The following is a 23,133-nucleotide window of genomic DNA, read 5'->3' as shown; positions in this document are numbered from 1 at the left end:
CCGGTCGAGCGCGCCAACTGACCACTCTTAGGGGCTTTTATCCCCCCAAGGGTGGTGCCGGCAATTGAACTATCATCAATGCAGGCACTTGCCTGTATTCCCCGCAGCCCTCCAGCAGCCCCAGCCCCAGCAGCACTCCCATGGCCGAGAAAAAAGGCAATTCCAGCGAAAAAGTCTTGTACTGCTCCTTCTGCGGCAAGAGCCAGCACGAGGTCAAGAAGCTGATCGCGGGCCCGTCGGTGTTCATCTGCGACGAATGCATCGAGCTGTGCAACGACATCATCCGTGACGAAGTTCCGGCCGAGGCCGCGGCCGGCGGTCGCGCGAGCAAGTCGGACCTGCCCGTGCCCAGCGAGATCAAGACGACGCTGGACCAGTACGTGATCGGCCAGGACGTCGCCAAGCGCACGCTCTCCGTCGCGGTCTACAACCATTACAAGCGGCTGCGCCACGCGGCCGACACCAAGGACGGCGTCGAGCTGTCCAAGAGCAACATCCTGCTGATCGGGCCGACTGGCTCGGGCAAGACGCTGCTGGCCCAGACCCTGGCCCGCGTGCTGAATGTCCCCTTCGTGATCGCCGATGCGACGACGCTGACCGAAGCCGGTTATGTCGGCGAGGACGTCGAGAACATCATCCAGAAGCTGCTCCAGAACTGCAATTACGACGTCGAGCGCGCCCAGCGCGGCATCGTCTACATCGACGAGATCGACAAGATCAGCCGCAAGGCGGACAACCCCTCCATCACCCGCGACGTGTCGGGCGAGGGCGTCCAGCAGGCGCTGCTGAAGCTGGTCGAGGGCACGATGGCGTCGGTCCCCCCGCAGGGCGGCCGCAAGCATCCGAACCAGGACTTCCTCCAGATCGACACGACCAACATCCTGTTCATCTGCGGCGGCGCGTTCGACGGCCTCGAGAAGGTCATCCAGAACCGCTCGGAGAAGTCGGGCATCGGCTTCGGCGCCTCGGTCAAGAGCAAGAGCGAGAAGAAGGTCGGCGAACTGTTCCGCGAAGTGGAGCCGGGCGACCTGATCAAGTTCGGCCTGATCCCCGAACTGGTGGGCCGCCTGCCGGTGATCGCCACGCTCGGCGAGCTGACCGAGGACGCCCTGGTGCAGATCCTGACCGAGCCGCGCAACGCGCTGGTCAAGCAGTACCAGCAGCTGTTCTCGATGGACGGCGTGGAACTGGAAGTGCGGCCGTCGGCGCTGAGCGCCGTCGCGCGCAAGGCCCTGGCCCGCAAGACGGGCGCCCGCGGCCTGCGCTCGATCGTCGAGCATGCGCTGATCGACACTATGTTCGAATTGCCTTCGCTGGACAGCGTCGCCAAGGTCGTGCTGGACGAGCACAACATCGACGAGGACACCAAGCCGTTGCTGGTCTATCGCGAAACCAAGGCAAGCGCCTGAGGTCGCGATCACACGCCGGGCGATCTGCTTGCCATGACCCCTTGTGGAAGGCAATTGCTCAAAGGCTATTGAACGGCACCTTGTAATTGGTAGCTCGGACCCTAGATGGGCCTGAGAAAGAGAGGTTTTCATGTCCGGTCATCCGATCCTCCCCGCGGAACCCATCACGCTGCCGCTGCTGCCGCTGCGCGACGTGGTCGTCTTCCCGCACATGGTGATCCCGCTCTTCGTGGGCCGTCCCAAGTCCATCAAGGCCTTGGAAGCGGCGATGGAAGCAGGGCGCCAGATCATGCTGGTCGCGCAGAAGGCCGCCGGCAAGGACGAGCCCAAGCCCGACGACATGTTCGAGATGGGCTGCGTCTCCAGCATCCTGCAGATGCTGAAGCTGCCCGACGGCACGGTGAAGGTGCTGGTCGAGGGCCTGCAACGCGCCACGACCAACAAGATCGAGGACGGCGAGGAGCACTTCACCGCCGAGGTCCTGCCGATCCCGCCGGAAGCCGATGACCAGCCCGAGGTCGAGGCGCTGCGCCGCGCGGTGACGCAGCAGTTCGACCAGTACGTCAAGCTGAACAAGAAGATCCCGCCGGAGATCCTGACGTCCATCGCCGGCATCGATGACGCCGGCCGCCTGGCCGACACGATCGCCGCGCACCTGCCGCTCAAGCTCGACGCCAAGCAGTCGGTGCTGGACCTGTCCGAAGTGGGCAAGCGGCTGGAGAAGCTGCTGGACCTGCTCGAGCACGAGGTCGACATCCTCCAGGTCGAGAAGCGCATCCGTGGCCGCGTCAAGCGCCAGATGGAGAAGTCGCAGCGCGAGTACTACCTGAACGAGCAGGTCAAGGCCATCCAGAAGGAATTGGGCGACGGCGAGGAAGGCGCCGACATGGAGGAGCTGGAGAAGAAGATCCAGGCTGCTCGCATGCCGAAGGAAGCGCGCAAGAAGGCCGAGGCGGAGCTCAAGAAGCTCAAGCTGATGTCGCCGATGTCCGCCGAAGCGACCGTCGTGCGCAACTACATCGACACGCTGGTCAACCTGCCGTGGTCGAAGAAGACCAAGATCAAGCACGACCTGGCCAATGCCGAGGCGGTGCTGAACGAGGACCACTACGGCCTGGACAAGGTCAAGGAACGCATCCTCGAGTACCTCGCGGTGCAGCAGCGCGTCGACAAGGTCAAGGCGCCGATCCTGTGCCTGGTCGGCCCTCCGGGCGTGGGCAAGACCTCGCTGGGGCAGTCGGTGGCGCGTGCCACGGGCCGCAAGTTCGTCCGCATGGCGCTGGGCGGCGTGCGCGACGAGGCCGAGATCCGCGGTCACCGTCGCACCTACATCGGCTCCATGCCGGGCAAGGTGCTGCAGAGCCTGTCCAAGGTCGGCACGCGCAATCCGCTGTTCCTGCTCGACGAGATCGACAAGCTGGGCATGGACTTCCGCGGCGACCCGTCGTCGGCGCTGCTGGAGGTGCTGGACCCCGAGCAGAACCACACCTTCGCGGACCACTACATCGAAGTCGACTACGACCTGAGCGATGTGATGTTCGTGGCGACGTCGAACTCGCTGAACATCCCGCCGGCGCTGCTGGACCGGATGGAGGTCATCCGCCTGTCGGGCTACACCGAGGACGAGAAGGTCAACATCGCCCAGCGCTATCTGCTGCCCAAGCAACGCGGCAACAACGGCGTGAAGGAAGAGGAACTCGAGGTCACCGAGGATGCGATCCGCGGCGTGATCCGCTACTACACGCGGGAAGCCGGCGTGCGCTCGCTGGAACGCGAGGTCTCGAAGATCTGCCGCAAGGTCGTCAAGGGCCTGCAGCTCAAGACCTTCACCGGCAAGGTGGTGGTCACCGAGGACAACCTCAACGAGTTCCTGGGCGTGCGCAAGTACGACTTCGGCCGCGCCGAGAAGAAGAACCAGGTCGGCCAGGTGGTCGGTCTGGCATGGACGGAAGTGGGCGGCGACCTGCTGACCATCGAAGCCACCGCGATGCCGGGCAAGGGCAACATCATCCGCACCGGCTCGCTGGGCGACGTGATGAAGGAATCGGTCGAGGCGGCACGCACGGTGGTGCGGTCGCGGGCTCGCCGCCTGGGCATCAAGGACGAACTCTTCGAGAAGCGCGACGTGCACATCCACGTGCCCGATGGCGCGACGCCGAAGGACGGCCCGAGCGCGGGCGCCGCGATGACGACGGCTTTCGTGTCGGCGCTGACCGGCATCCCGGTGCGTGCGGACGTGGCGATGACCGGTGAGATCACGCTGCGCGGCGAGGTGACGGCGATCGGTGGCCTGAAGGAGAAGCTCCTGGCGGCCCACCGCGGCGGCATCAAGACCGTGATGATTCCGGAAGAGAACGTCAAGGACCTGCAGGACATTCCCGAGAACGTGAAGAACCAGCTGGAGATCGTCCCGGTCCGCTGGATCGACCGCGTGCTGGAAGTGGCGCTGGAGGCTTATCCGCAGGCGCTGCCGGACGAGGAGGCGGCGACCCCTCCGGCCGAGAAGGTCGCGGAGACCAAGCCGGCCGACGCGACCGGCGATTCGCTGAAGCACTGACCGGCGCTCGTTCGCGAGTCCGATGACAACGGCGCCTTCGGGCGCCGTTGTTCATTCCGCCGCGCGGGCGGCGAGGGGACCGGTGACGGTCGGGTGAATCGTCCTGGTGTTTGGGCGATCTTCATAAAGAAGTCGCCGAACTCTTGCGAGCGGGTGAAAAACCGTTCTATACTCTCGGCTTCAGCGCAAACGGTGCTGCGACGACAAGGCGAATCGCAAGAGACGCCAGGAAGTTGAAGCAGGCAGTGCGTTGAAGACCATGCGGGAATAGCTCAGTTGGTAGAGCGCAACCTTGCCAAGGTTGAGGTCGCGAGTTCGAGCCTCGTTTCCCGCTCCAGGTATTCAAAGGATGGAAGCTCCGGCTTCCATTTTTTATCGGAATCGGACACACCAAATCCGGTTTCAACAGAATCCCGTCCAGGGTTCTGGGGCGCGATAGCAAAGCGGTTATGCCCCGGATTGCAAATCCGGTCAGTCCGGTTCGACTCCGGATCGCGCCTCCAAAGAATGGACATTGCGGGAATAGCTCAGTTGGTAGAGCGCAACCTTGCCAAGGTTGAGGTCGCGAGTTCGAGCCTCGTTTCCCGCTCCACACGACACCAAAGGTCGGTGGGGTGATTCACTCCACTGTCCTGCGATGCGGGAATAGCTCAGTTGGTAGAGCGCAACCTTGCCAAGGTTGAGGTCGCGAGTTCGAGCCTCGTTTCCCGCTCCAAAAATCTCGAAAAGGGAAGCCTCCGCGGCTTCCCTTTTTTCTTGCCCGGTGGCCCCGATAATGCCCGGTCACTACGACATGGAACTCCGCTCGGAGCCGCCGTGGCCTGGATGGTGAAATCGGTAGACACAGCGGACTTAAAATCCGCCGCCCTCAACCGGCGTACGGGTTCGAGTCCCGTTCCAGGCACCACGCGCATGGCAACCGGCGGTCGCATCGCATGGGCATGTTTGCGCAGGAACTGTTGAACCCGGGCGTTCGCAAACGCGAGGTTCTCGGCTGGTCGATGTATGACTTCGCCAACTCGGGCTACACGACCGTTGTCCTGACCGCCGTCTACAACGCCTATTTCGTCGGCGTGATCGCCCGGGGCCAGCCGTCGGCGACGCTGCTCTGGACCGTGCTGATCGCGATCTCCAGCTTCCTGGTGATGGTGACGATGCCCGGTCTGGGCGCCTGGGCCGACGCGCACGGCGCGAAGAAGAAGCTGCTGGGCTTCTGCACCGGCGGTTGCGTGCTCTCGACCGCGGCGCTCGCGGTGTTCGGCCCCGATCAGCTGTGGTGGGCGGCGATCGCCGTCGTGCTCTCCAATGTCTTCTTTTCCTATGGCGAATCGCTGATCGCGGCGTTCCTGCCCGAGCTCGCGAGACGCGACGCGCTGGGCCGCGTGTCCGGCTGGGGCTGGGCCTTCGGTTATCTGGGCGGCATGCTCGCGCTGGGGCTGTGCCTGGGTTATGTGCTGAGCGCTCAAGCGCGCGGCGACACCGCCAGCCACTTCGTGCCGGTCACGATGCTCATCACTGCGGGCCTCTACCTGCTGGCCGCGCTGCCCACCTTCCTGCTGCTGCGCGAGCGCGCCGATCCGTGCGCGACACGCCGGGCCGCGCGCATGGGTTCCGGCCTCTCGCAGCTGTGGGCGTCTTGGCAGCGCGCCCGTGCCTATCCGGACTTCCTGCGCCTGCTGGCCTGCGGCACCAGCTACCAGGCCGGCATCGCCGTCGTCATCGCGCTGGCCGCCGTCTACGCCGAGCAGGCGCTCGGCTTCACCCAGGCGCAGACGATGACCCTGGTGTTCCTGGTCAACATCGCCTCGGCTGTCGGCGCGTTCGTGTTCGGTTATTACGAGGACCGCATCGGCCATCAGCCGGCGCTCGCGATCACGCTGGTCGGCTGGATGATCATGGCGCTGCTGGCCTTCCTGGCGACCACCGCCTGGCTGTTCTGGATCGCCGCGGTGATCGCGGGCCTGTGCATGGGATCGAGCCAGTCCTGCGGCCGCGCCCTGGCCGGCGCACTCGCGCCGCATGACCGGCTGGCCGAATTCTTCGGCCTGTGGACCTTCGCCACGCGACTGGCCGCGATCATCGGGCCGCTGACCTACGGCGCGGTCACCGTGCTGACGGCGGGCAACCACCGGCTCGCGATCCTGTCCACCGGGGTGTTCTTCGTGCTGGGCTACTGGCTGCTGCGGCGCGTGGACATGACGAGAGGCCTCTCGCGCGCGCTGGTCTGAGCGCTTCGACGGCGCCCGGCTTCAAGCCGTGGCGCGCGCGGCGACGATGTCACGCCAGCCCAGCGCCTCGCGGGCCAGATGCTGCAGCGGCGCGGGATCGCCGGTGCTCTCGAGCACCACGCGCCCCGTCCCCGTCGATGCCAGCCCCAGTCCTTCCCAGACCCGACGGGCCTGGCGCGCGACCGCATCTTCGATGTTGAGCAGGCGCACCTCCTCGCCCAGCGCCGCCTGGATGCGCAACTGCACCAGCGGATAGTGCGTGCAGCCGAGCAGCACCGTGTCGACGCCGGCCGCGCGCAGCGGCGCGCAGAAGCGCTCGATCAGCGCGCCGAGTGCGTCGCTGCCCAGGTCGCCTTGCTCGATCAGGGTGACCAGGCCCGGGCAGGGCTGGTTGACGAGCTCGACATCGCCCGCATGCGCGGCGACCAACTGCTCGAAGCGTCGACTCGCGATGGTGGCGGTCGTCGCCATCACGCCGATGCGGCCGTTGCGGGTCGCCGCGACGGCGGGCTTCACGCCCGGTTCGATGCCGACGACCGGCCAGTCGGGCCAGCGGTCCCGCATCGCCTGCACCGCGTGCGCGGTGGCGGTGTTGCAGGCCACGACCACCATCCGCGCGCCGACCTCGCGCAGGCGTTCGGCCACGCGCACGCTGCGTTCGACGATGTATTCGCTGCTGCGGTCGCCGTAGGGCGCGTGCGCGGTGTCGGCGAGGTAGTGCAGCGGCACCTGGGGCAGCTGCTCCCGCAGCGCCTTCAGCACCGTCAACCCACCCACGCCGGAATCGAAGACCCCGATGCAGGGGACGCGCGACTCGCGTTCGAGGGAGGCGGCGGGGGCGGTGGCGGAGGGCGCTGAACTCAAGATCGTCATCGTGGGGGTGGCGTGTCGGGAGCGGAGTCTAGAGGGATTCCCTCATTCCCGGCCTCCACCCGCTTGGCAGCCGTGAATCGATGGCTAGAATAGAACGATCGTTCGTTTTATTTTCGAGCCGGCGCCGAGGCGGTGCTCGCGGGTCCACGGAGATTCCGGGACGGGAGCAGGGGCGCATGACGGCTGGGAGACACGGGGGCGCCCCGGGGCTCCCATAGAATCGAATTAACGTTAACGTCAATCCAGCTTGGAGTGCTTCGATGAAGGTATTGGTCCCCGTCAAACGAGTCGTCGATTACAACGTCAAGGTGCGCGTCAAGAGTGACGGAACCGGCGTGGACATCGCCAACGTGAAGATGTCCATGAACCCGTTCGACGAGATCGCCGTCGAAGAAGCCGTCCGCCTGAAGGAGAAGGGCGTGGTCACCGAGGTGATCGCCGTCTCCTGCGGCGTCACGCAATGCCAGGAAACGCTGCGCACCGCGATGGCCATCGGCGCCGACCGCGCCATCCTCGTCGAGACCGACGCCGAACTGCAGCCGCTGGCAGTGGCCAAGCTGCTGAAGGCGCTGGTCGACAAGGAGCAGCCGCAGCTGGTGATCCTGGGCAAGCAGGCCATCGACGACGACTGCAACCAGACCGGCCAGATGCTGGCCGCGCTGACGGGGCTACCGCAAGGCACTTTCGCGTCGAAGGTGGAAGTGGCCGACGGCAAGGTCGCGGTGACGCGTGAAGTGGACGGCGGCCTGGAGACGGTCAGCCTGACGCTGCCGGCGGTCGTGACGACCGACCTGCGCCTGAACGAGCCGCGCTACGTGACGCTGCCCAACATCATGAAGGCCAAGAAGAAGCCGCTGGACGTGGTCAAGCCGGCCGACCTGGGCGTGGACGTGGCGCCGCGCATCAAGACGCTGTCGGTGGCCGAGCCGCCCAAGCGCAGCGCCGGCATCAAGGTGCCGGACGTGGCCACGCTGGTCACGAAGCTGAAGACCGAGGCCAAGGTCATCTGAGCCCCCAGAACAAGATTCGGAGATAAGACATGACCACCCTCGTCATCGCTGAACACGACAACGCCTCGCTCAAGGGCGCCACCCACCACGTCGTCACCGCCGCCGCCGCCATCGGTGGCGACGTGCACGTGCTGGTCGTCGGCTCGAACGCCGGCGCCGCCGCGCAGGCCGCCGCGAAGATCTCGGGCGTCGCCAAGGTGCTGCACGCCGACGGCGCGCAATTCGCCGACGGCCTGGCCGAGAACGTCGCCGCGCAGGTGATCGCCATCGCCAAGGACTATTCGCACGTGCTGTTCCCGGCCACCGCCGCGGGTAAGAACGTCGCGCCGCGCGTGGCCGCGCTGCTGGACGTGGGCCAGGTGAGCGACATCACCAAGGTCGTCTCGGCCGACACCTTCGAGCGCCCGATCTACGCCGGCAACGCGATCGCGACCGTGCAGTCGACCGACTCGGTCAAGGTGATCACCGTCCGCACGACCGGTTTCGACTCCGCCGCCGAAGGCGGCAGCGCGGCGGTCGAGTCGCTGACGGCCGTGGCCGACAGCGGCAAGAGCAGCTTCGTCGGCCGCGAGGTGACGAAGAGCGACCGCCCCGAGCTGACCGCCGCCAAGATCATCGTGTCGGGTGGCCGCGCGCTGGGCAGCAGCGACAAGTTCAATGAAGTGCTGACCCCGCTGGCCGACAAGCTGAATGCCGCGCTGGGTGCTTCGCGCGCCGCGGTGGACGCGGGCTACGCGCCCAACGACTGGCAGGTCGGCCAGACCGGCAAGATCGTCGCGCCGCAGCTGTACATCGCGGCCGGCATCTCGGGCGCCATCCAGCATCTGGCCGGCATGAAGGACTCCAAGGTGATCGTGGCGATCAACAAGGATCCGGAAGCGCCGATCTTCTCGGTGGCCGATTACGGCCTGGAAGCCGACCTGTTCACGGCTGTCCCTGAACTGGTCAAGGCCCTGTAATCGATCGCTGAGCACCGCGACCGCATCGAACGGTCGCCGACGAGACCAAGGGCGCCCGCCGACGACGCGCGGCGCCCTTTTTTCATCCGGAGACACCCCATGACCTACCGCGCCCCGATCAAGGACATGCTGTTCGACATGCAGGCCCTGGCCGGCCTGCAGACGCTGTCCGAGCAGATTCCCGCGTTCGCCGACCACGGCCTGGACACCGCGCAGGCGGTGCTCGAGGAATCGGCCAAGCTCAACGAGGACGTCATCGCCCCGTTGAACGTGGAAGGCGACAGGAATCCCTCGTACTGGAAGAACGGCGAGGTCTTCGCGACGCCAGGCTTCAAGGCGGCGTTCAAGCAGTACGTCGAGGGGGGCTGGCAGGGGCTGCAGCATCCGGAGGCCTACGGCGGTCAGGGCCTGCCCAAGACGATCGGCGCGGCTTGCGGCGAGATCGTGCAGGCGGCCAATGTCAGCTTCGCGCTGTGTCCGCTGCTGACCGACGGCGCGATCGAGGCGCTGCTGGTGGCGGGCTCCGAGGCGCAGAAGCAGACCTTCATCCCCAAGCTGATCTCCGGCGAGTGGACCGGCACGATGAACCTGACCGAGCCGCAGGCGGGCTCGGACCTGGCGATGGTGCGCACGCGCGCCGAGCCGCAGGGCGACGGCACCTACAAGATCTTCGGCACCAAGATCTTCATCACCTGGGGCGAGCACGACATGGCGGACAACATCGTCCACCTGGTGCTGGCCCGCGTGCCGGGCGCGCCGGAAGGCGTCAAGGGCATCAGCCTGTTCCTGGTGCCGAAGTTCCTGGTCAACGAGGACGGCTCGCTGGGCGCGCGCAATGACGCGCACTGCGTGTCCATCGAGCACAAGCTCGGCATCAAGGCGAGCCCGACCGCCGTCCTTCAGTTCGGCGATCACGGCGGCGCGATCGGCACGCTGATCGGCGAGGAGAACCGCGGCCTCGAGTACATGTTCATCATGATGAACGCGGCCCGCTTCGGCGTGGGCGTGCAGGGCATCGCGGTGGCGGATCGCGCCTACCAGAAGGCGGTCGAGTACGCGAAGGACCGCGTGCAGTCGCGCCCGGTGGATGGCTCGTCGAAGGACGCGGCCGCGATCATCCACCACCCCGACGTGCGCCGCATGCTGATGACGCAGCGCGCGCTGGTCGAGGGCTGCCGCGCGATGGCGATCGATGCCGCCGCGGCCTACGACATGGCGCATCACCACGAGGACGCCGAGACCCGCCAGCAGGCGCAGGCCTTCTACGAATTCATGGTGCCGCTGGTCAAGGGCTACAGCACCGAGATGAGCCTGGAGGTGACCTCGCTGGGCGTGCAGGTGCACGGCGGCATGGGCTTCATCGAGGAGACCGGCGCGGCGCAGTACTACCGCGACGCGCGCATCCTGCCGATCTACGAAGGCACGACCGCGATCCAAGCCAATGACCTGGTGGGCCGCAAGACGGTGCGCGACGGCGGCGCGTTCGCGCGCTCGGTCGCGGCGCAGGTCGAGGAAACCGAAGGCGCGCTGGCCGCCAGCGGCAGCGCCGACGCGCTGGCGGTGCGGGCGCAGCTCGCGGCGGCGCGCGCGGCCTTCGTCGACGTCGTCGATTTCATCGCCGCCAACGGCAAGGCCAATCCGAATGCCGCCTTCGCGGGCTCGGTGCCCTACCTGATGGTGGGCGGCAACCTGATGGCCGGCTGGCAGCTGGCGCGCTCGCTGCTGGCGGCGCAGGAGCTCAAGGCCGCCGGCCAGGACGTCGCGTTCATGGACGCCAAGATCGCCACCGCGCGCTTCTACGCCGAGCACATCCTGCCGCGCTGCGCCGCGCAGCGCGATGCCGTTGTGAACGGCGCGGGCAGCGTGATGGCGCTGCCGGTCGACGCGTTCTGAGCCGTTTCATCGAAGAGGAGACCCGAGGTGGCACTTCCCCCGCTGTTCAACACCCTGCGCCTGCCGGTGATCGGCTCGCCGCTGTTCATCATCAGCAATCCGAAGCTGGTGATCGCGCAATGCAAGGCCGGCATCGTCGGCTCGATGCCGGCGCTCAACGCGCGCCCGGCCGAGCTGCTCGACGAGTGGCTGGCCGAGATCACCGAGACCCTGGCCGCGCATGACCGCGCGCATCCGGAGTCGCCGGCGGCGCCGTTCGCGATCAACCAGATCGTGCACAAGAGCAATGACCGGCTCGAGCACGACATGGCCCTGTGCGCCAAGTACAAAGTGCCCATCGTGATCACCTCGCTGGGCGCGCGCGAGGACGTCAACGCCGCGGTGCACGGCTGGGGCGGCATCGTGCTGCACGACATCATCAACAACAAGTTCGCGCGCAAGGCCATCGAGAAGGGCGCCGACGGCCTGATCGCCGTCGCGGCGGGCGCGGGCGGCCATGCCGGCGTCAAGAGCCCGTTCGCGCTGATCCAGGAGATCCGCGAGTGGTTCGACGGTCCGCTGGCGCTGTCGGGCTCGATGGCCAGCGGCGACGCGATCCTCGCGGCGCAGGCGATGGGCGCGGACCTGGCCTACATCGGCTCGGCCTTCATCGCGACCGAGGAGGCGCGCGCCGCCGACGACTACAAGCAGATGATCGTCGAGAGCAACAGCGACGACATCGTCTACAGCAACCTGTTCACCGGCGTGCACGGCAACTACCTGAAGGGCTCGATCGTGAAGGCGGGGCTCGATCCGGAGAACCTGCCCGAGAGCGACCCGACGAAGATGAACTTCGGCGGCAACGGCGCGAAGGCGTGGAAGGACGTGTGGGGCAGCGGCCAGGGCATCGGCGCGATCCGCGAGGTGCTGCCGGCCGGCGAACTGGTCGCGCGCTTCGGCCGCGAGTACGCGGCGGCGCGCCAGCGTCTGGCGCTGGGCTGAGTCCTCGCGCGGCGGGTCGCCCGCCCGACCCCGCGCCGGCGCTGCCGGCGCCCTTGAAGAACGCCCCGCATGCGGGGCGTTCGCCATTGGGGGACGGCGGCATCCTCGCACGCGCCCTTGCGCTCCCCGGGGGGATCGGCCAACATCGACGCAAAGTCGATCGGGCATGCCTTCAGGGAGGCAGCGTGGGCGAAGTCGAGGCACAGCGCGCCGCGGCAAGCGGCGTCGCATTGGACGGGGACGAGGCCGGTGATCCGGCCCCTTCCTTTCTTGCGATCCAGCCAGCGGGCCGTCGGGCCCGCCTGCGCGCGTTCGCGACGATGGGGCTGTCGCTGGGCGTCTGCCTGGCGCTGGCGCCGTTCGCGAAGCTGCAGCTGCCGGCCGTGGCGGCCTTCATCCCGTTGTATGAGGCGGCGCTGGTCCTCAACGACCTGATCACCGCGGCGCTGCTCTATGGCCAATGGCGGATCACGCGCCTGCGTGCGCTGGCGGTGCTGGCCAGCGGCTACCTGTTCACGGCCACCATCACCATCGGCCACGCACTCTCCTTCCCCGGTCTGTTCGCGCCCGGCGGCGTGCTGGGCGCCGGGCCGCAATCGACGGCCTGGATCTACATGTTCTGGCATGGCGGCTTTCCGCTCTTCGTGGTCGTCTACGCCTGGATGCGCCGCGGGACGCCGGCGCCCGACGCCGACGCCGATGCCGCCGGCGAGCGACGCACCGCGGTGCTCGCGACCGCGGCGGCGCTGATCCTCGGCGTCGGCCTGACGGCGCTGGCGACCGCCGGCCACGCGCTGTTGCCGGCGATCATGAGCGGCAACCGCTACACGCCGGCGATGCTGGTGACGGTCGGCACCGTCTGGGTCCTGTGCATCGCCGCGCTGCTGGCGCTGCTGCCGCGGCGGCGCGATGCCAGCATGCTGGACCTGGGCCTGATGGTGGTGATGGTGGCCTGGCTGTGCGACATCGCCCTGTCGGCCATGCTCAACGGCGGCCGCTACGACCTGGGCTTCTACGCGGGCCGCATCTACGGCCTGCTGGCCTGCAGCGCGGTGCTGGCGGAACTGCTGTTCGAGAACGCCGTGCTGTACGCGCGCCTGGCGCAGGCGCATGGCCGCGAGCGGCAACGCGCCGCGGAGCTGGCGCTGGCGCGCGACGAGGCGCAGCGGGCCAACGCCTCGAAGAGCCTGTTCCTCGCCAGCATGAGCCACGAGATCCGCACCCCGATGAATGCCGTGATCGGGCTGACCCATCTGGCGCTGCAGGGCCCGCTCGAAGGCCGGCAGCGCGACTATGTCGCCAAGGCCCACACCTCGTCGAAGGCGCTGCTCGCGCTGCTGAACGACATCCTGGACTACTCCAAGGTCGAGGCCGGCAAGATCAGCCTGGAGGCCGAGGAGTTCGGCATCGAAGAGGTGGTCGAGAACGTCGGCGAGCTGTTCTCGGCGCGGCTGGAGGAGACCGGCCTGGACCTGGTCTTCGACATCGACCGGGAGGTGCCGCCGCGTGTCGTCGGCGATGCCTTCCGGCTGACGCAGGTGCTCAACAACCTGGTCGGCAACGCGATCAAGTTCACGCCGCGCGGCGAGATCGTGATCCGCGTGGAGCTGATCGAGCGCACGCCCGAGCGCGTCGGCCTGCGGCTGGCGGTGCGCGATACCGGCATCGGCATGAGCCGCGAGACCCGCGAGCGGCTCTTCGAGGCCTTCGCGCAGGGCGAGTCCGGCACCGCGCGCCGCTTCGGCGGCACCGGCCTGGGGCTGGCGATCTGCCGGCGCCTGGTGGCGCTGATGGGCGGCGAGATCGCGGTCGACAGCGAGCTGGGGAGCGGCTCGACCTTCCGCTTCAGCGCCTGGTTCGGACTGACGGCGGCGGGTGAACCGCGGCGCGACCTGCATCGGATCCGCGGCATGCGCGCGCTGGTGATGGACGGACCGCCGACCGAGCGCGAGGCCTGGATCAGCATGCTGTCGAGCTGGCGCTTCCAGGTGAGCGCGGCGGCTTTCGTCGACGACGCGGTCTTCAAGTTCCAGCGCGCCGCGAGCCATGAGCTGCCGTATGAGCTGCTGGTGCTGGACGGCAAGACCGGCGCCGCGGCGGTACTCGAGAAAGTGGAGACGCTCTGCGCCGAGCGGGGCCTGCCGACGCCGCGCGTGCTGGTGCTGACGGGGCAGCATCACGTCGATGCGCTGGAGCGCGAACTCGGGCCGCGCGAGGGCCTGCAGGTGCTGGTCAAGCCGGTGACGCCGTCCCGGCTGTTCGAGGCGATCGTGCGACTGCAGCACGGCACCGAGGCGCCGCGGATCGCGCGCCCGCTAGAGAAGACGCTGGACGAGGCGCTGCGGTCCTTGCGGGGCGCGCAGGTGCTGCTGGTCGAGGACGACCCGGTCAACCAGCAGGTGGCGCAGGCCTTCCTGGAACTGGGCGGCCTGGCGGTGACGATTGCCGGCAACGGGCTGCAGGCGGTGGACCTGGTCCGCGAGCGCGCTTTCGACCTGGTGCTGATGGACATGCAGATGCCGGAGATGGGCGGCATCGAGGCCACCCGCTGCATCCGGCTGCTGCCCCAGGGCGAGGGCCTGCCGATCGTCGCGATGACGGCGGCGGCGATGGACGAGGATCGCCAGGCCTGCCTGGCGGCGGGCATGGACGCCCACATCGGCAAGCCGATCGTGCCGGCCGAGCTGGTGGAAGCGCTGCTGAAATGGGCCCAGCCACCGAGCCGGGTCGCTGACGGCGTGGCGTGACGACGGCGTCAGCCTTCCGCGTGCAATGACGCCCCGCATCGCGGGCCTTCTCTTTCGGTCCGTCGACACCCAATCAGTTTGTTGCAACGGTGAAACGATGCATGAACAGCGGGGCCATTTATTGCTCCGGTTCATGCGTCCTATGCTTGGTCTCGTCGCAATCGTTCGATTCCGATGCACACGGTATGACTACCCTCTGATTGAAAGGACTGCAATGAAAATCGCGCTCGTCGCCCCCACTGGGAAAATCGGTTCCGAGATTGCCAAGGAGGCCCTGCATCAAGCGCATGAAGTGATCGGTATCGTGCGTTCCGCCCGTCCGGCACCTGAAGGCCTGGAAGCTGTCGATCTGAAAGTGGTGGACATTGCCGACACAGCGGCATTCTCCAAGGCGATTGCAGGGGCCGATGTGCTGGCCAGCGCCTATGGCGCGCACGGTGACAGCATCGACACCGTGGTGGATGCCGCCCATGCCCTGGTGGCAGCGGCCCGCGCGGCCAATATCAAGCGCGTCATCGTGGTGGGGGGCGCGGGTAGCCTGGAGGTCGCCCCCGGCGTCTTGCTGGTGGACGCGCCCACTTTTCCGGCCGCTTATCGGGCGTATGCGCTTGCGCACAACAAGGCATTCCATGTGCTCAAGTCCGCGAACGATCTCGATTGGACGTTCTTCTCGCCGGCGGCGGAAATCGGACCGGGCGAAAAGATCGGCAATTACAAGGTTGCGGCCAGGACGCTGCAGGTCAACGCTGCGGGCCAGAGCAAGATCTCATATCCGGACTATGCCGAAGCCTTCGTGGCGGAAATTGTCCGGGGTGATTTCATCCGGAACATCATGACCGTGGCCTACGCATGAAGGGGCAAGCCGTCGAGCGCTCGCGGTGATGCTGGCTGTGCCGCCGCCGCGGCGGCCGCCGCCAGCCCCTGCAGGCTGCATTGGCGTTGCACGAAATCGCTGCAGGAGAACAGTTCGGCGATCCAATCGATGAAGACGCGTAGCTTGGTCGACAGGTGCCGGTTCGGTGGATACACCACATGGATGGGAATGGAGTCGGCGCACCAGTCGAGCAATAGCGGCACCAACTGACCCGAGGCGATGTGTGGCTGCACCATGACCGTGGTCGATCGCATGATGCCAAGCCCTGCCAGGGCCGCTGCCAAGGTGGCGTTGGAGTCGTTCATCGCCACGACATGGCGCCCCTCGAACTCGATGCGTTCCGTTGCGTTGGTGAAGGTGAATGGGAAGACCTTTCCCGTACGCGGGGAAAAGAAGTTGATGACCTTGTGGCCGTCCGCTTCAATGTCGCGCGGATGCGTGGGCTTGCCGTGACGTTCGAGGTAAGCGGGGGCCGCGCAATAGACCAGATGGAATTCGCCGATGCGGCGTGCCACCAGTGACTGATCGGTGAGTTCGCCGCCACGTAGTACGCAGTCGATGTTCTCGCTGATCAGATCCACCGGACGGTCGCTCACACCCAGGTTGACCTGAATGTCGGGGTAGCGTGTATGGAAATCCGGCAGCGCAGGAATGAGCACCTGCTGCGCGACGGCCGGAGCCGCGTCGATGCGCAGCCGGCCTCGCGGCTTGGACTTCGCATGCACCATGCCCGCTTCAAGCTCGTCGAGTTCGCTGAGCAGGTGCAGGGCGCGCTCATAGTAGGCGGCGCCTTCGACGGTCACCGTGACACGCCGCGTGGTGCGGTTGAACAGCTTGGTCTGCAGGTGAGACTCGAGCATCTGGATGAGCCGCGTCACCGTCGGCTTCGGCAGGTTCATCGAGTTGGCTGCGCGTACGAAATTGCCCACCTCCACGACGCGAACGAAGGCTTGCATCGCCAGCAATCTGTCCATCGACACTTTTTCCCTGCCTCTCTGTCACGCGCTGTTCGCGCGGATCGGAATGTTAGGACAGGGATTGTTGCGGCTCAGAAATGAAGCAGGAGCGTCAGGACCGTGATTGGATGGTTTGGTTGTCATTCGGTGGCAAATCGGTGAATGCGCCGAATGGTGTTCAAGGGGCCAGCACGCGGTGGGGCACGACGCGCCCTACGAGTCGTTCGTGCTGGTTCTAGCCAAGCCGGTGAGGGAATGAAGTGCCAGGCCTGCGGTCACGCGGCCGGCACCTGGGGCAGCCGCGCCGCGCGGCAAGACTGCACATTCAGCGGCCTGATCCCTCGAGGCGGCGGCAGGCGCCGCCGCCTTCGGCGCTCACTTGATCGTCGTGAACCGTGCTTCCGGCCGGTCGTCGGAGCGGTGGGGCGTCGTGACGTTCTTCTTCATCGCCCACGGACGCACCTGGTGGTGCAGCGGGATGAAGAACACCTCGTCGCGGATGCGCACCAGGCCCTCCTTCAGCAGCGCGTTGCGCTTGGCCACGTCGCCCTCGACCTTCGCGGCGTCGATGATCTGGTCGAGCTTGGCATCGCTCAGCCGGAAGTAGTTGCCGCTGCCGTCCGCGCCGCCGACCCGCGTGCGCGCCAGCGACTGCATCGTGTACAGCGCGTCATACGTGGGCACGCCCCAGCCGTACAGGAACAGCGGGTACTCGAAGGCCTGCAGCTTCGGGCTGAAGGTGCTGAACGACTCGGTCTGCAGGCGCGCCTTGATGCCAACCTTGCTCCACATCGACACCACCGCCAGGCAGATCTCCTCGTCGTTGACGTAGCGGTTGTTGGGGCAGTTCATCGGAACTTCGAAGCCGCCCGGATAACCGGCGTCGGCCAGCAGCTTGCGGGCGCGCTCGGCGTCGACCTTGGTCGGCACGTCGATGTCCGGCGCATTGCCGTTGACGCCCGGCGCGACCATGATGCCGGCGGGCACCGACAGGCCACGCATCGTCGCGCGCTTGATCGCCTCGCGGTCGATGGCCAGCGACATCGCCTCCCGCACCCGCTTGTCCTTGAACGGGTTCTTGCCGGTGACGTTGCTGCCCTTGAGCTGCTCGCTGCCCTGGTCCATGCCGATGAAGATCGTGCGGGTCTCGCTGCCTTCCAGCACCGTCAGCTTGCCGTCGGCCTTCAGCCGGCCCACGTCCTGCGTCGGGATGTCGGACAGCAGGTCCACGTCGCCCGACAGCAGCGCCGCGACGCGCGTCGGGTCGGACTTGATCGGCGTGTAGATCACCTCGTCGACATTGGTCGCGTTCTTCGCGTCCCACCAGTCCTTGTTCTGGACCATCGTGATGCGCTGGTCCGGCTGCCAGCCCGTGATCCGGTACGGGCCGGTGCCGTTGGCGTTGCGCGTGGCGAAGGTCTCTTCCTTGGCCTTGAAGTCGGGCAGGTTGATCGCCTTGTTCTTCTCCGCCCAGGTCTTGCTCATGATGCGGAAGTCGACGAACTGCCGCAGCACGATCGGATTGGGCGCCGACAGGATCACGTCGACGGTGTGGCTGTCGACCTTCTTGATGTCGGCCACGCCGGCCACGAACGGATGCATCGTGCCCACCGGCTGCTTGATGCGGTGGAAGGAGAACACCACGTCGTCGGCGGTGAACGGCGAGCCGTCATGGAACTTGACGCCTTTGCGCAGCTCGAAGCGCCAGCTCGTGGGGCCGGTCTGCGTCCACTTGGTGGCCAGCGCGGGCTCGACCTGGTACTGGCGGTCGTACCTCGTCAGGCCTTCGTAGGCATGCATCGAGATCGCGTTGGTCGTGCTGTGGTTCTGCGAATGCGGGTCCAGCGTGAGCACGTCGTTCTGCGCGGCCCAGCGCAGCGGGGCGGCGAGCGCCTCGTGGGCGGGCAGGGCCGCGCCCATCAGGGCGGCGGCACCGACGGCGGCGGCGGACAGCAACAGGCGCGCGGACCGGATCGGTCCGATGGATTTCCTCGACATGAGCGGTAGCTCCCTTGGCAACGTCGTTAAGCAAACGTGAAGTCGCCTGGATGCTAGCCGCCGGGGCCCGGTCCGGGAGCGAGGTCCACCCTGGGGATTGCCCCAGGGCCGGACCGGAAAACCCAGCCGCCGCGGCCGGTCCTTCAGGACGCGCGCCGGCCCTTCGGCGGCGGGCCGCTCACTTGATCGTCGTGAAGCGCGCCTCGGGCCGATCGTTGGAGCGGTGCAGCGTCTGCAGATTGGCGCGCATGGCCCACGGCCGCACCTGGTGGTGCAGCGGGATGAAGAGGTATTGATCGCGGATCAGCACCAGGCCGTCGCGCAGCAGCGCATCGCGCTTGGCGGTGTCGCTTTCGCTCTTGGCGGCGTCGATCAGCTTGTCGAGCGTGGGATCGCTGACCTTGGAGAAGTTGAAGCTGCCATCCGCGCCGCCGCTGCGGGTGCGGGCCAGCGCCTGCATCGCGTAGAGCGCGTCGCGGGTCGACACGCCCCAGCCCAGCATGAACAGCGGCGCCTCGAAGCGCTGGAACAGCTGGCTGTGCTGCGACATCGGCTGCGCGGTCAGCCGCGCGGTGATGCCGATCTTGCTCCACATCGACACGACGGCCAGGCAGACCTTCTCGTCGTTGACGTAGCGGTTGTTGGGGCAGTTCAGCGGGACCTCGAAGCCGCTGGGGTAGCCGGCATCGGCGAGCAGCTTCTTGGCCTTGGCGATGTCGGGCGCGCGCGGCTTGTCCAGCGCCGCGTCGTAGCCGTGCACGCCGGGCGCGACCATCAGCGCCGCCGGCACCGACAGCCCGCGCATGATGCTGCGCTTGATGGCTTCGCGGTCGATGGCCAGCGACAGCGCCTCGCGCACGCGCACGTCCTTGAACGGGTTCTTGCCCTTGACCGACGCGCCGCGCAGTTCGTCGCTGCCCAGGTCCATCGCGAAGAAGATGGTGCGGGTCTCGGGACCGTCGATCGACTTGAGCTTGGCATCGGCCTTGAGCGCGCCCACGTCCTGCGTGGGCACGTCGGTCAGCAGGTCCACGTCGCCCGAGGTCAGCGCCGCGACGCGCGTCGGGTCCGACTTGATCGGGATGTAGCTGACCTCGGTGATGTTGCCCTTGTTCCTGTCCCACCAGCCCTTGTTGATGACCATCGAGACCTTCTGGTCGGGCTGCCACGAGGTGATCTCGTAGGGCCCGGTGCCGGCGGCGTGGCGGCTGGCGTAGTTCTCGTCCTTGGCCTTGTAATCGGCCATCTGCGTGGCCCGGTTCTTCTCGGACCAGGCCTTGCTCATGATCCGGAAGTCGACCAGGTTGCGCAGCAGGATGGGCTGCGGCGAGTCGAGGATCAGGTCGACGGTGAAGTCGTCGACCTTCCTGATTTCCTTGATGCCGGTGACGTAGATCTGCATCGTGCCCTGCGGCTGGCGGACGCGGTCGAAGCTGAAGACCACGTCGTCGGCGGTGAAGGGCGAGCCGTCGTGGAACTTCACACCCTTGCGCAGTTCGAAGCGCACCTGCGTCGGGCTGATCGTCGTCCATTTCGTGGCCAGGCAGGGCTCGATCTCCCACTGCTCGTTGTAGCGGGTCAGGCCCTCGTAGGCATGCTGCAGGATGGCGCTGGTGGTGGTGTGGTCCTGCGAATGCGGATCCAGCGTCAGGACGTCGTTCTGCGCCGCCCAGCGCAGCGGCACCGCGTGGGCGGACGAGGCGGCGAGGGTGGCGGCAAGGGTGACGGCGGTCGTCGCGCCGAGCGCGATCGCCAGGGACAGCGCCGCGTGGGCGCGAGGCAAGCGCGGAGCGCTCGGCAGTCGAGTCATGGGGAACCTCCGATCGAGCCTGGACCAGGCGATGCGCGGACCATGCTATGCCCGGTGGGGCCGGGTGTTGCTTAGCGCTTCTCCGGAGGGGCGGTGTCGACCGGCGGATCGGTGTCGATCGCGGCGTCGCAGCCGATGCCGGCGGCGATCATGCGGCGCGCGTAGCGGCGGATCAGGCGGTTGACCAGGCCCTGCGGCGGCAATGTGCGCAGGCCCACATAGCGGCTCGGATGCACCAGCATGCTGCAGCGGTACTGGCGGTCGGCGTCGGACCACACCAGCGCGCGGCAGGCGCCTTCGCGCTTGAGACTCACCAGCATGCCGAGCGGGCAGGGCTCGGCCAGGCAGCACACGCCGCAGCCATTGCAGGGCGCGCCGACGGCGGGCTTGGGCGGGGCCTCGGGCTGGATCCAGATGACGCTGCCGGAGAGGGGGCGGACCATGCGCCACTGTAGACGTGCCGCGTGCGTGAGGGCGGTCGTCGTGTCGCGCACTTCGGTGCGGTTGTCGGCCGGCGCCGGCGTCTTTACGTAGACTCGCGTTTCCCCTATCGGGGAAGACCCCTCCCGGGAATCGACCCCGGGAAGACCTTACCGAGGAAGACCCATGAAGAAGATCTCGTTGAAGTGGCTGGTGCTGGCCGCCGGCCTGGTGGCGCTGGGCGCCCAGGCGCAGGAGCGCGTGCGCATCGGTTTCATGAGCCCGATCACCGGCCCGCAGGCCGGCTACGGCACGGACAACCGCGACGGCGCCGCGTTGGCCATCAAGGAACTCAACGCCAAGGGCGTGAAGATCGGCGGCAAGCCGGTGATCTTCGAACTCGATGTCAACGACGACGTCGCCGACCCGCGCCAGGGCGTGCAGGTGGCGCAGGCGCTGGTGGACAAGAAGGTCCGCTTCGTGCTCGGCCCGTACAACTCGGGCGTGACCATGCCGGCCTCGCGGGTGTTCTCCGACGGCGGGGTGATCGTGCTGACGGTGGCCTCCAACCCGCGCATCACGCAGCAGCCCAACCAGTCCAACCTGTTCCGCATCGGCGCGACCGACAACCAGCTCGGCGCCAAGATGGCCGTCTATGCGGCGCAGGACCTGAAGGTCAAGACCGTCGCGGTCATCGACGACCGCACCGCCTACGGCCAGGGTGTCGCCCAGGAGTTCACCGCCCAGGCCACCAAGCTGGGCCTGAAAGTGGTGGCCAAGGAGTTCACCAACGACAAGGCGACCGACTTCAGCAGCATCCTGACCGCCGTCAAGGCCGCCAAGCCGGACGCCGTGTTCTACGGCGGCTACTCCGCGCAGGGCGGCCCGATGCTGCGCCAGATGCGCGGCCTGGGCATCACCGCGCCGCTGCTGGGCGGCGACGGCATCTGCTCGACGGAGACCGCGACGCTGTCGCAGATCACGACCGAGCTGAACGCCTACTGCACCCAGGGCGGCGCGCTGATCGACCGCAGCGACAAGGGCAAGAAGTTCCTCGAGAAGTACAAGGCCGAGTTCAAGCGCGATCCGCTGACCTATGCGGCGGCCTTCTACGACGGCGCCTACCTGCTGGCCGGCGCGATGGAGGCGACGCAGTCCACCGATCCGAAGAAGGTCGGCGAGCACCTGGCCAAGTCGAGCTACGCGGGCGTGGCCGGCGAGTACGCGTATGACGACAAGCACGACTTGAAGTCGTCCGCCGTCACCGTGTTCACCTTCAAGGGCAAGGACGTCGTGCCGCTCAAGAGCCTGTGATCGGCTGACGGGCGCGAGACCGCTGGCCCTCACCCCCGCCCTCTCCCGCAAGCGGGAGAGGGAGTAAGAAGGGTGAGCAATGTCAGCGGTGTCGCGGGTATGACTCCCTCTCCCGCTTGCGGGAGAGGGTAGGGGTGAGGGCCAGCGTCGTCGTCAGGCCTTCACGCCCAGTTCCCGCAGCCGTTCCTCGAGGTACTCGTGGGCGGTGTAGCGGTCCGACAGGACGACGTCCTCACGCGGATGCAGGAACAGCGGCAGCGACACGCGGCTCTTCTTCGCGCCTTCGCCGGTCGGGTTGACCACGCGGTGCTGCGTCGACGGGTAATAGCCCTGCGAGGCCTCCTGCAGCATGTCGCCGATGTTGATGATCAGCATGCCGAAGTCGCCGGGCACGTCGACCCACTCGCCATCCTTGCCCTGCACCTGCAGGCCCGGCTCGTTGGCCGCCGGCAGGATGGTCAGCAGGTTGATGTCGCCGTGCGCGGCCGCGCGCAGCGAGCCGGCCGGCTCATTCCCCGTCAGCGGCGGATACCGCAGCACCCGCAGCAGCGTCAGCCGGCTGTCCTTGATCATGTTGGACAGCGGCTCGCGATAGTTCTTCGCGATCTCGGCCGGCGTGTGCTTCTCCACCCACGACAGCAGCTCCGCCGCCAGGTCGTTGGCGATGCGGTAGTAGCGCATCGCATCGTCCTTCAGCGACGCCGGAATCCGCCCCCATGGATAGATGTGGAAGTACTCCTTGATGTCCTTCTGCGTGTGGCCCTTGGCGGTCTCCGAGATCTCGGTGGAGAAGTAGCCGTCCTGCGTCTCCTTGGAGAACGCCAGCTCATGCTTCTCGGTGCCATTGAAATAGGCCAACCAGTCCGCGTAGATCTTCTCGACCAGGTCCTGGGGCAGGGGGTGATTCACCAGGACGCCGAAGCCTGTCTCGTGCAGGGAGCGGGTGAATTGCTCGGCCGCATCCGCGGCGCGGTAGTCGACGACTCGAACTTGCATGTGGGATCTCCTGTGGTCCCGGGCAGTCCGCCATTCAATGTCGGGGCGGTACGCCAGCGCGAAGTCTACTTCTATGGGCTATTGCATCGCAAACGTTTGTATGGTTTG

16 protein-coding genes and 5 tRNA genes are annotated in these 23,133 nt (G+C 67.1%); 15 read left to right on the top strand and 6 right to left on the bottom strand.

The genetic code is table 11. From position 1 onward, the window contains the following. Positions 1 to 140 precede the first annotated feature (140 nt). The 8 genes from clpX to ACTJKJ_RS04330 all read left to right on the top strand — a co-directional run bounded on the left by clpX (position 141) and on the right by ACTJKJ_RS04330 (position 6,194). A complete protein-coding gene (gene clpX, locus ACTJKJ_RS04365; RefSeq protein WP_091722800.1) occupies positions 141 to 1,409 on the top strand; it encodes an ATP-dependent Clp protease ATP-binding subunit ClpX in 1,269 nt (422 codons plus the stop codon). Positions 1,410 to 1,539: 130 nt separating this feature from the next. After that, a complete protein-coding gene (gene lon / locus ACTJKJ_RS04360; protein WP_091722803.1) occupies positions 1,540 to 3,966 on the top strand; it encodes an endopeptidase La in 2,427 nt (808 codons plus the stop codon). Between the two features lie 261 nt (positions 3,967 to 4,227). Beyond that, a tRNA-Gly gene (locus ACTJKJ_RS04355) sits at positions 4,228 to 4,303 on the top strand. Positions 4,304 to 4,395: 92 nt separating this feature from the next. Further along, positions 4,396 to 4,469 (top strand) — tRNA-Cys (locus ACTJKJ_RS04350). Positions 4,470 to 4,482: 13 nt separating this feature from the next. Further along, positions 4,483 to 4,558: transfer RNA gene (locus ACTJKJ_RS04345), tRNA-Gly, on the top strand. A gap of 47 nt (positions 4,559 to 4,605) precedes the next feature. Continuing rightward, a tRNA-Gly gene (locus ACTJKJ_RS04340) sits at positions 4,606 to 4,681 on the top strand. A gap of 104 nt (positions 4,682 to 4,785) precedes the next feature. Further along, a tRNA-Leu gene (locus tag ACTJKJ_RS04335) sits at positions 4,786 to 4,873 on the top strand. 28 nt (positions 4,874 to 4,901) lie between these two features. Then, positions 4,902 to 6,194, top strand: coding sequence for an MFS transporter (locus ACTJKJ_RS04330; RefSeq protein ID WP_297389855.1), 1,293 nt, complete (start codon positions 4,902 to 4,904; stop codon positions 6,192 to 6,194). A 21-nt stretch (positions 6,195 to 6,215) separates the two neighbouring features. On the opposite strand, the gene murI is transcribed toward ACTJKJ_RS04330, so the two are convergent. Further along, entirely contained in the window at positions 6,216 to 7,058 is an 843-nt protein-coding gene (gene murI / locus ACTJKJ_RS04325) for a glutamate racemase (protein ID WP_297389852.1), read from the bottom strand. A 269-nt stretch (positions 7,059 to 7,327) separates the two neighbouring features. Here murI and ACTJKJ_RS04320 point away from each other — a divergent pair, with 269 nt between their 5' ends. From ACTJKJ_RS04320 to ACTJKJ_RS04295, 6 genes are all read left to right on the top strand, one after another. Further along, positions 7,328 to 8,077, top strand: a complete 750-nt coding sequence (locus tag ACTJKJ_RS04320) for an electron transfer flavoprotein subunit beta/FixA family protein (protein ID WP_297389849.1) — start codon at positions 7,328 to 7,330, stop codon at positions 8,075 to 8,077. A gap of 29 nt (positions 8,078 to 8,106) precedes the next feature. Continuing rightward, on the top strand, positions 8,107 to 9,036 hold the full coding sequence (locus tag ACTJKJ_RS04315) for an electron transfer flavoprotein subunit alpha/FixB family protein (RefSeq protein WP_297389845.1): 930 nt from the start codon (positions 8,107 to 8,109) through the stop codon (positions 9,034 to 9,036). Between the two features lie 99 nt (positions 9,037 to 9,135). Then, positions 9,136 to 10,929, top strand: a complete 1,794-nt coding sequence (locus tag ACTJKJ_RS04310) for an acyl-CoA dehydrogenase (protein WP_297389842.1) — start codon at positions 9,136 to 9,138, stop codon at positions 10,927 to 10,929. A 27-nt stretch (positions 10,930 to 10,956) separates the two neighbouring features. Next, entirely contained in the window at positions 10,957 to 11,910 is a 954-nt protein-coding gene (locus ACTJKJ_RS04305) for an NAD(P)H-dependent flavin oxidoreductase (protein WP_297389839.1), read from the top strand. A gap of 185 nt (positions 11,911 to 12,095) precedes the next feature. Then, the gene (locus ACTJKJ_RS04300) at positions 12,096 to 14,657 is read left to right on the top strand and encodes a hybrid sensor histidine kinase/response regulator (RefSeq protein ID WP_297389836.1); all 2,562 of its coding nucleotides are present in this window, start codon (positions 12,096 to 12,098) and stop codon (positions 14,655 to 14,657) included. 214 nt (positions 14,658 to 14,871) lie between these two features. Then, positions 14,872 to 15,510: an NAD(P)-dependent oxidoreductase gene (locus tag ACTJKJ_RS04295; RefSeq protein ID WP_297389833.1), complete on the top strand. Its 639-nt coding sequence runs from the start codon at positions 14,872 to 14,874 to the stop codon at positions 15,508 to 15,510. On the opposite strand, the gene ACTJKJ_RS04290 is transcribed toward ACTJKJ_RS04295, so the two are convergent. From ACTJKJ_RS04290 to ACTJKJ_RS04275, 4 genes are all read right to left on the bottom strand, one after another. After that, positions 15,501 to 16,505 (bottom strand): LysR family transcriptional regulator, encoded by a 1,005-nt coding sequence (locus ACTJKJ_RS04290; protein WP_297389830.1) that lies wholly within the window; start codon positions 16,503 to 16,505, stop codon positions 15,501 to 15,503. The two genes, ACTJKJ_RS04295 and ACTJKJ_RS04290, sit on opposite strands and share 10 nt — an antisense overlap. 357 nt (positions 16,506 to 16,862) lie before the next feature. Next, positions 16,863 to 18,485, bottom strand: coding sequence for an ABC transporter substrate-binding protein (locus ACTJKJ_RS04285; RefSeq protein ID WP_297390160.1), 1,623 nt, complete (start codon positions 18,483 to 18,485; stop codon positions 16,863 to 16,865). A gap of 178 nt (positions 18,486 to 18,663) precedes the next feature. Further along, entirely contained in the window at positions 18,664 to 20,295 is a 1,632-nt protein-coding gene (locus ACTJKJ_RS04280) for an ABC transporter substrate-binding protein (RefSeq protein ID WP_297390163.1), read from the bottom strand. A 71-nt stretch (positions 20,296 to 20,366) separates the two neighbouring features. Continuing rightward, complete coding sequence (locus tag ACTJKJ_RS04275) at positions 20,367 to 20,738, bottom strand: hypothetical protein (protein ID WP_440819678.1); 372 nt, start codon at positions 20,736 to 20,738, stop codon at positions 20,367 to 20,369. A 163-nt stretch (positions 20,739 to 20,901) separates the two neighbouring features. Here ACTJKJ_RS04275 and ACTJKJ_RS04270 point away from each other — a divergent pair, with 163 nt between their 5' ends. Further along, positions 20,902 to 22,029, top strand: a complete 1,128-nt coding sequence (locus ACTJKJ_RS04270; protein ID WP_343601324.1) for a branched-chain amino acid ABC transporter substrate-binding protein — start codon at positions 20,902 to 20,904, stop codon at positions 22,027 to 22,029. Positions 22,030 to 22,182: 153 nt separating this feature from the next. On the opposite strand, the gene ACTJKJ_RS04265 is transcribed toward ACTJKJ_RS04270, so the two are convergent. Continuing rightward, positions 22,183 to 23,025: an isopenicillin N synthase family dioxygenase gene (locus ACTJKJ_RS04265; RefSeq protein WP_183478533.1), complete on the bottom strand. Its 843-nt coding sequence runs from the start codon at positions 23,023 to 23,025 to the stop codon at positions 22,183 to 22,185. Positions 23,026 to 23,133: the final 108 nt, after the last annotated feature.

It is taken from the genome of Roseateles sp. 22389, from assembly GCF_052044995.1.
Classification (GTDB): Bacteria; Pseudomonadota; Gammaproteobacteria; order Burkholderiales; family Burkholderiaceae_C; genus Roseateles.
Note: the sequence above shows the minus strand (reverse complement) of the source record. Positions and strands in the feature narration are given on the sequence as shown.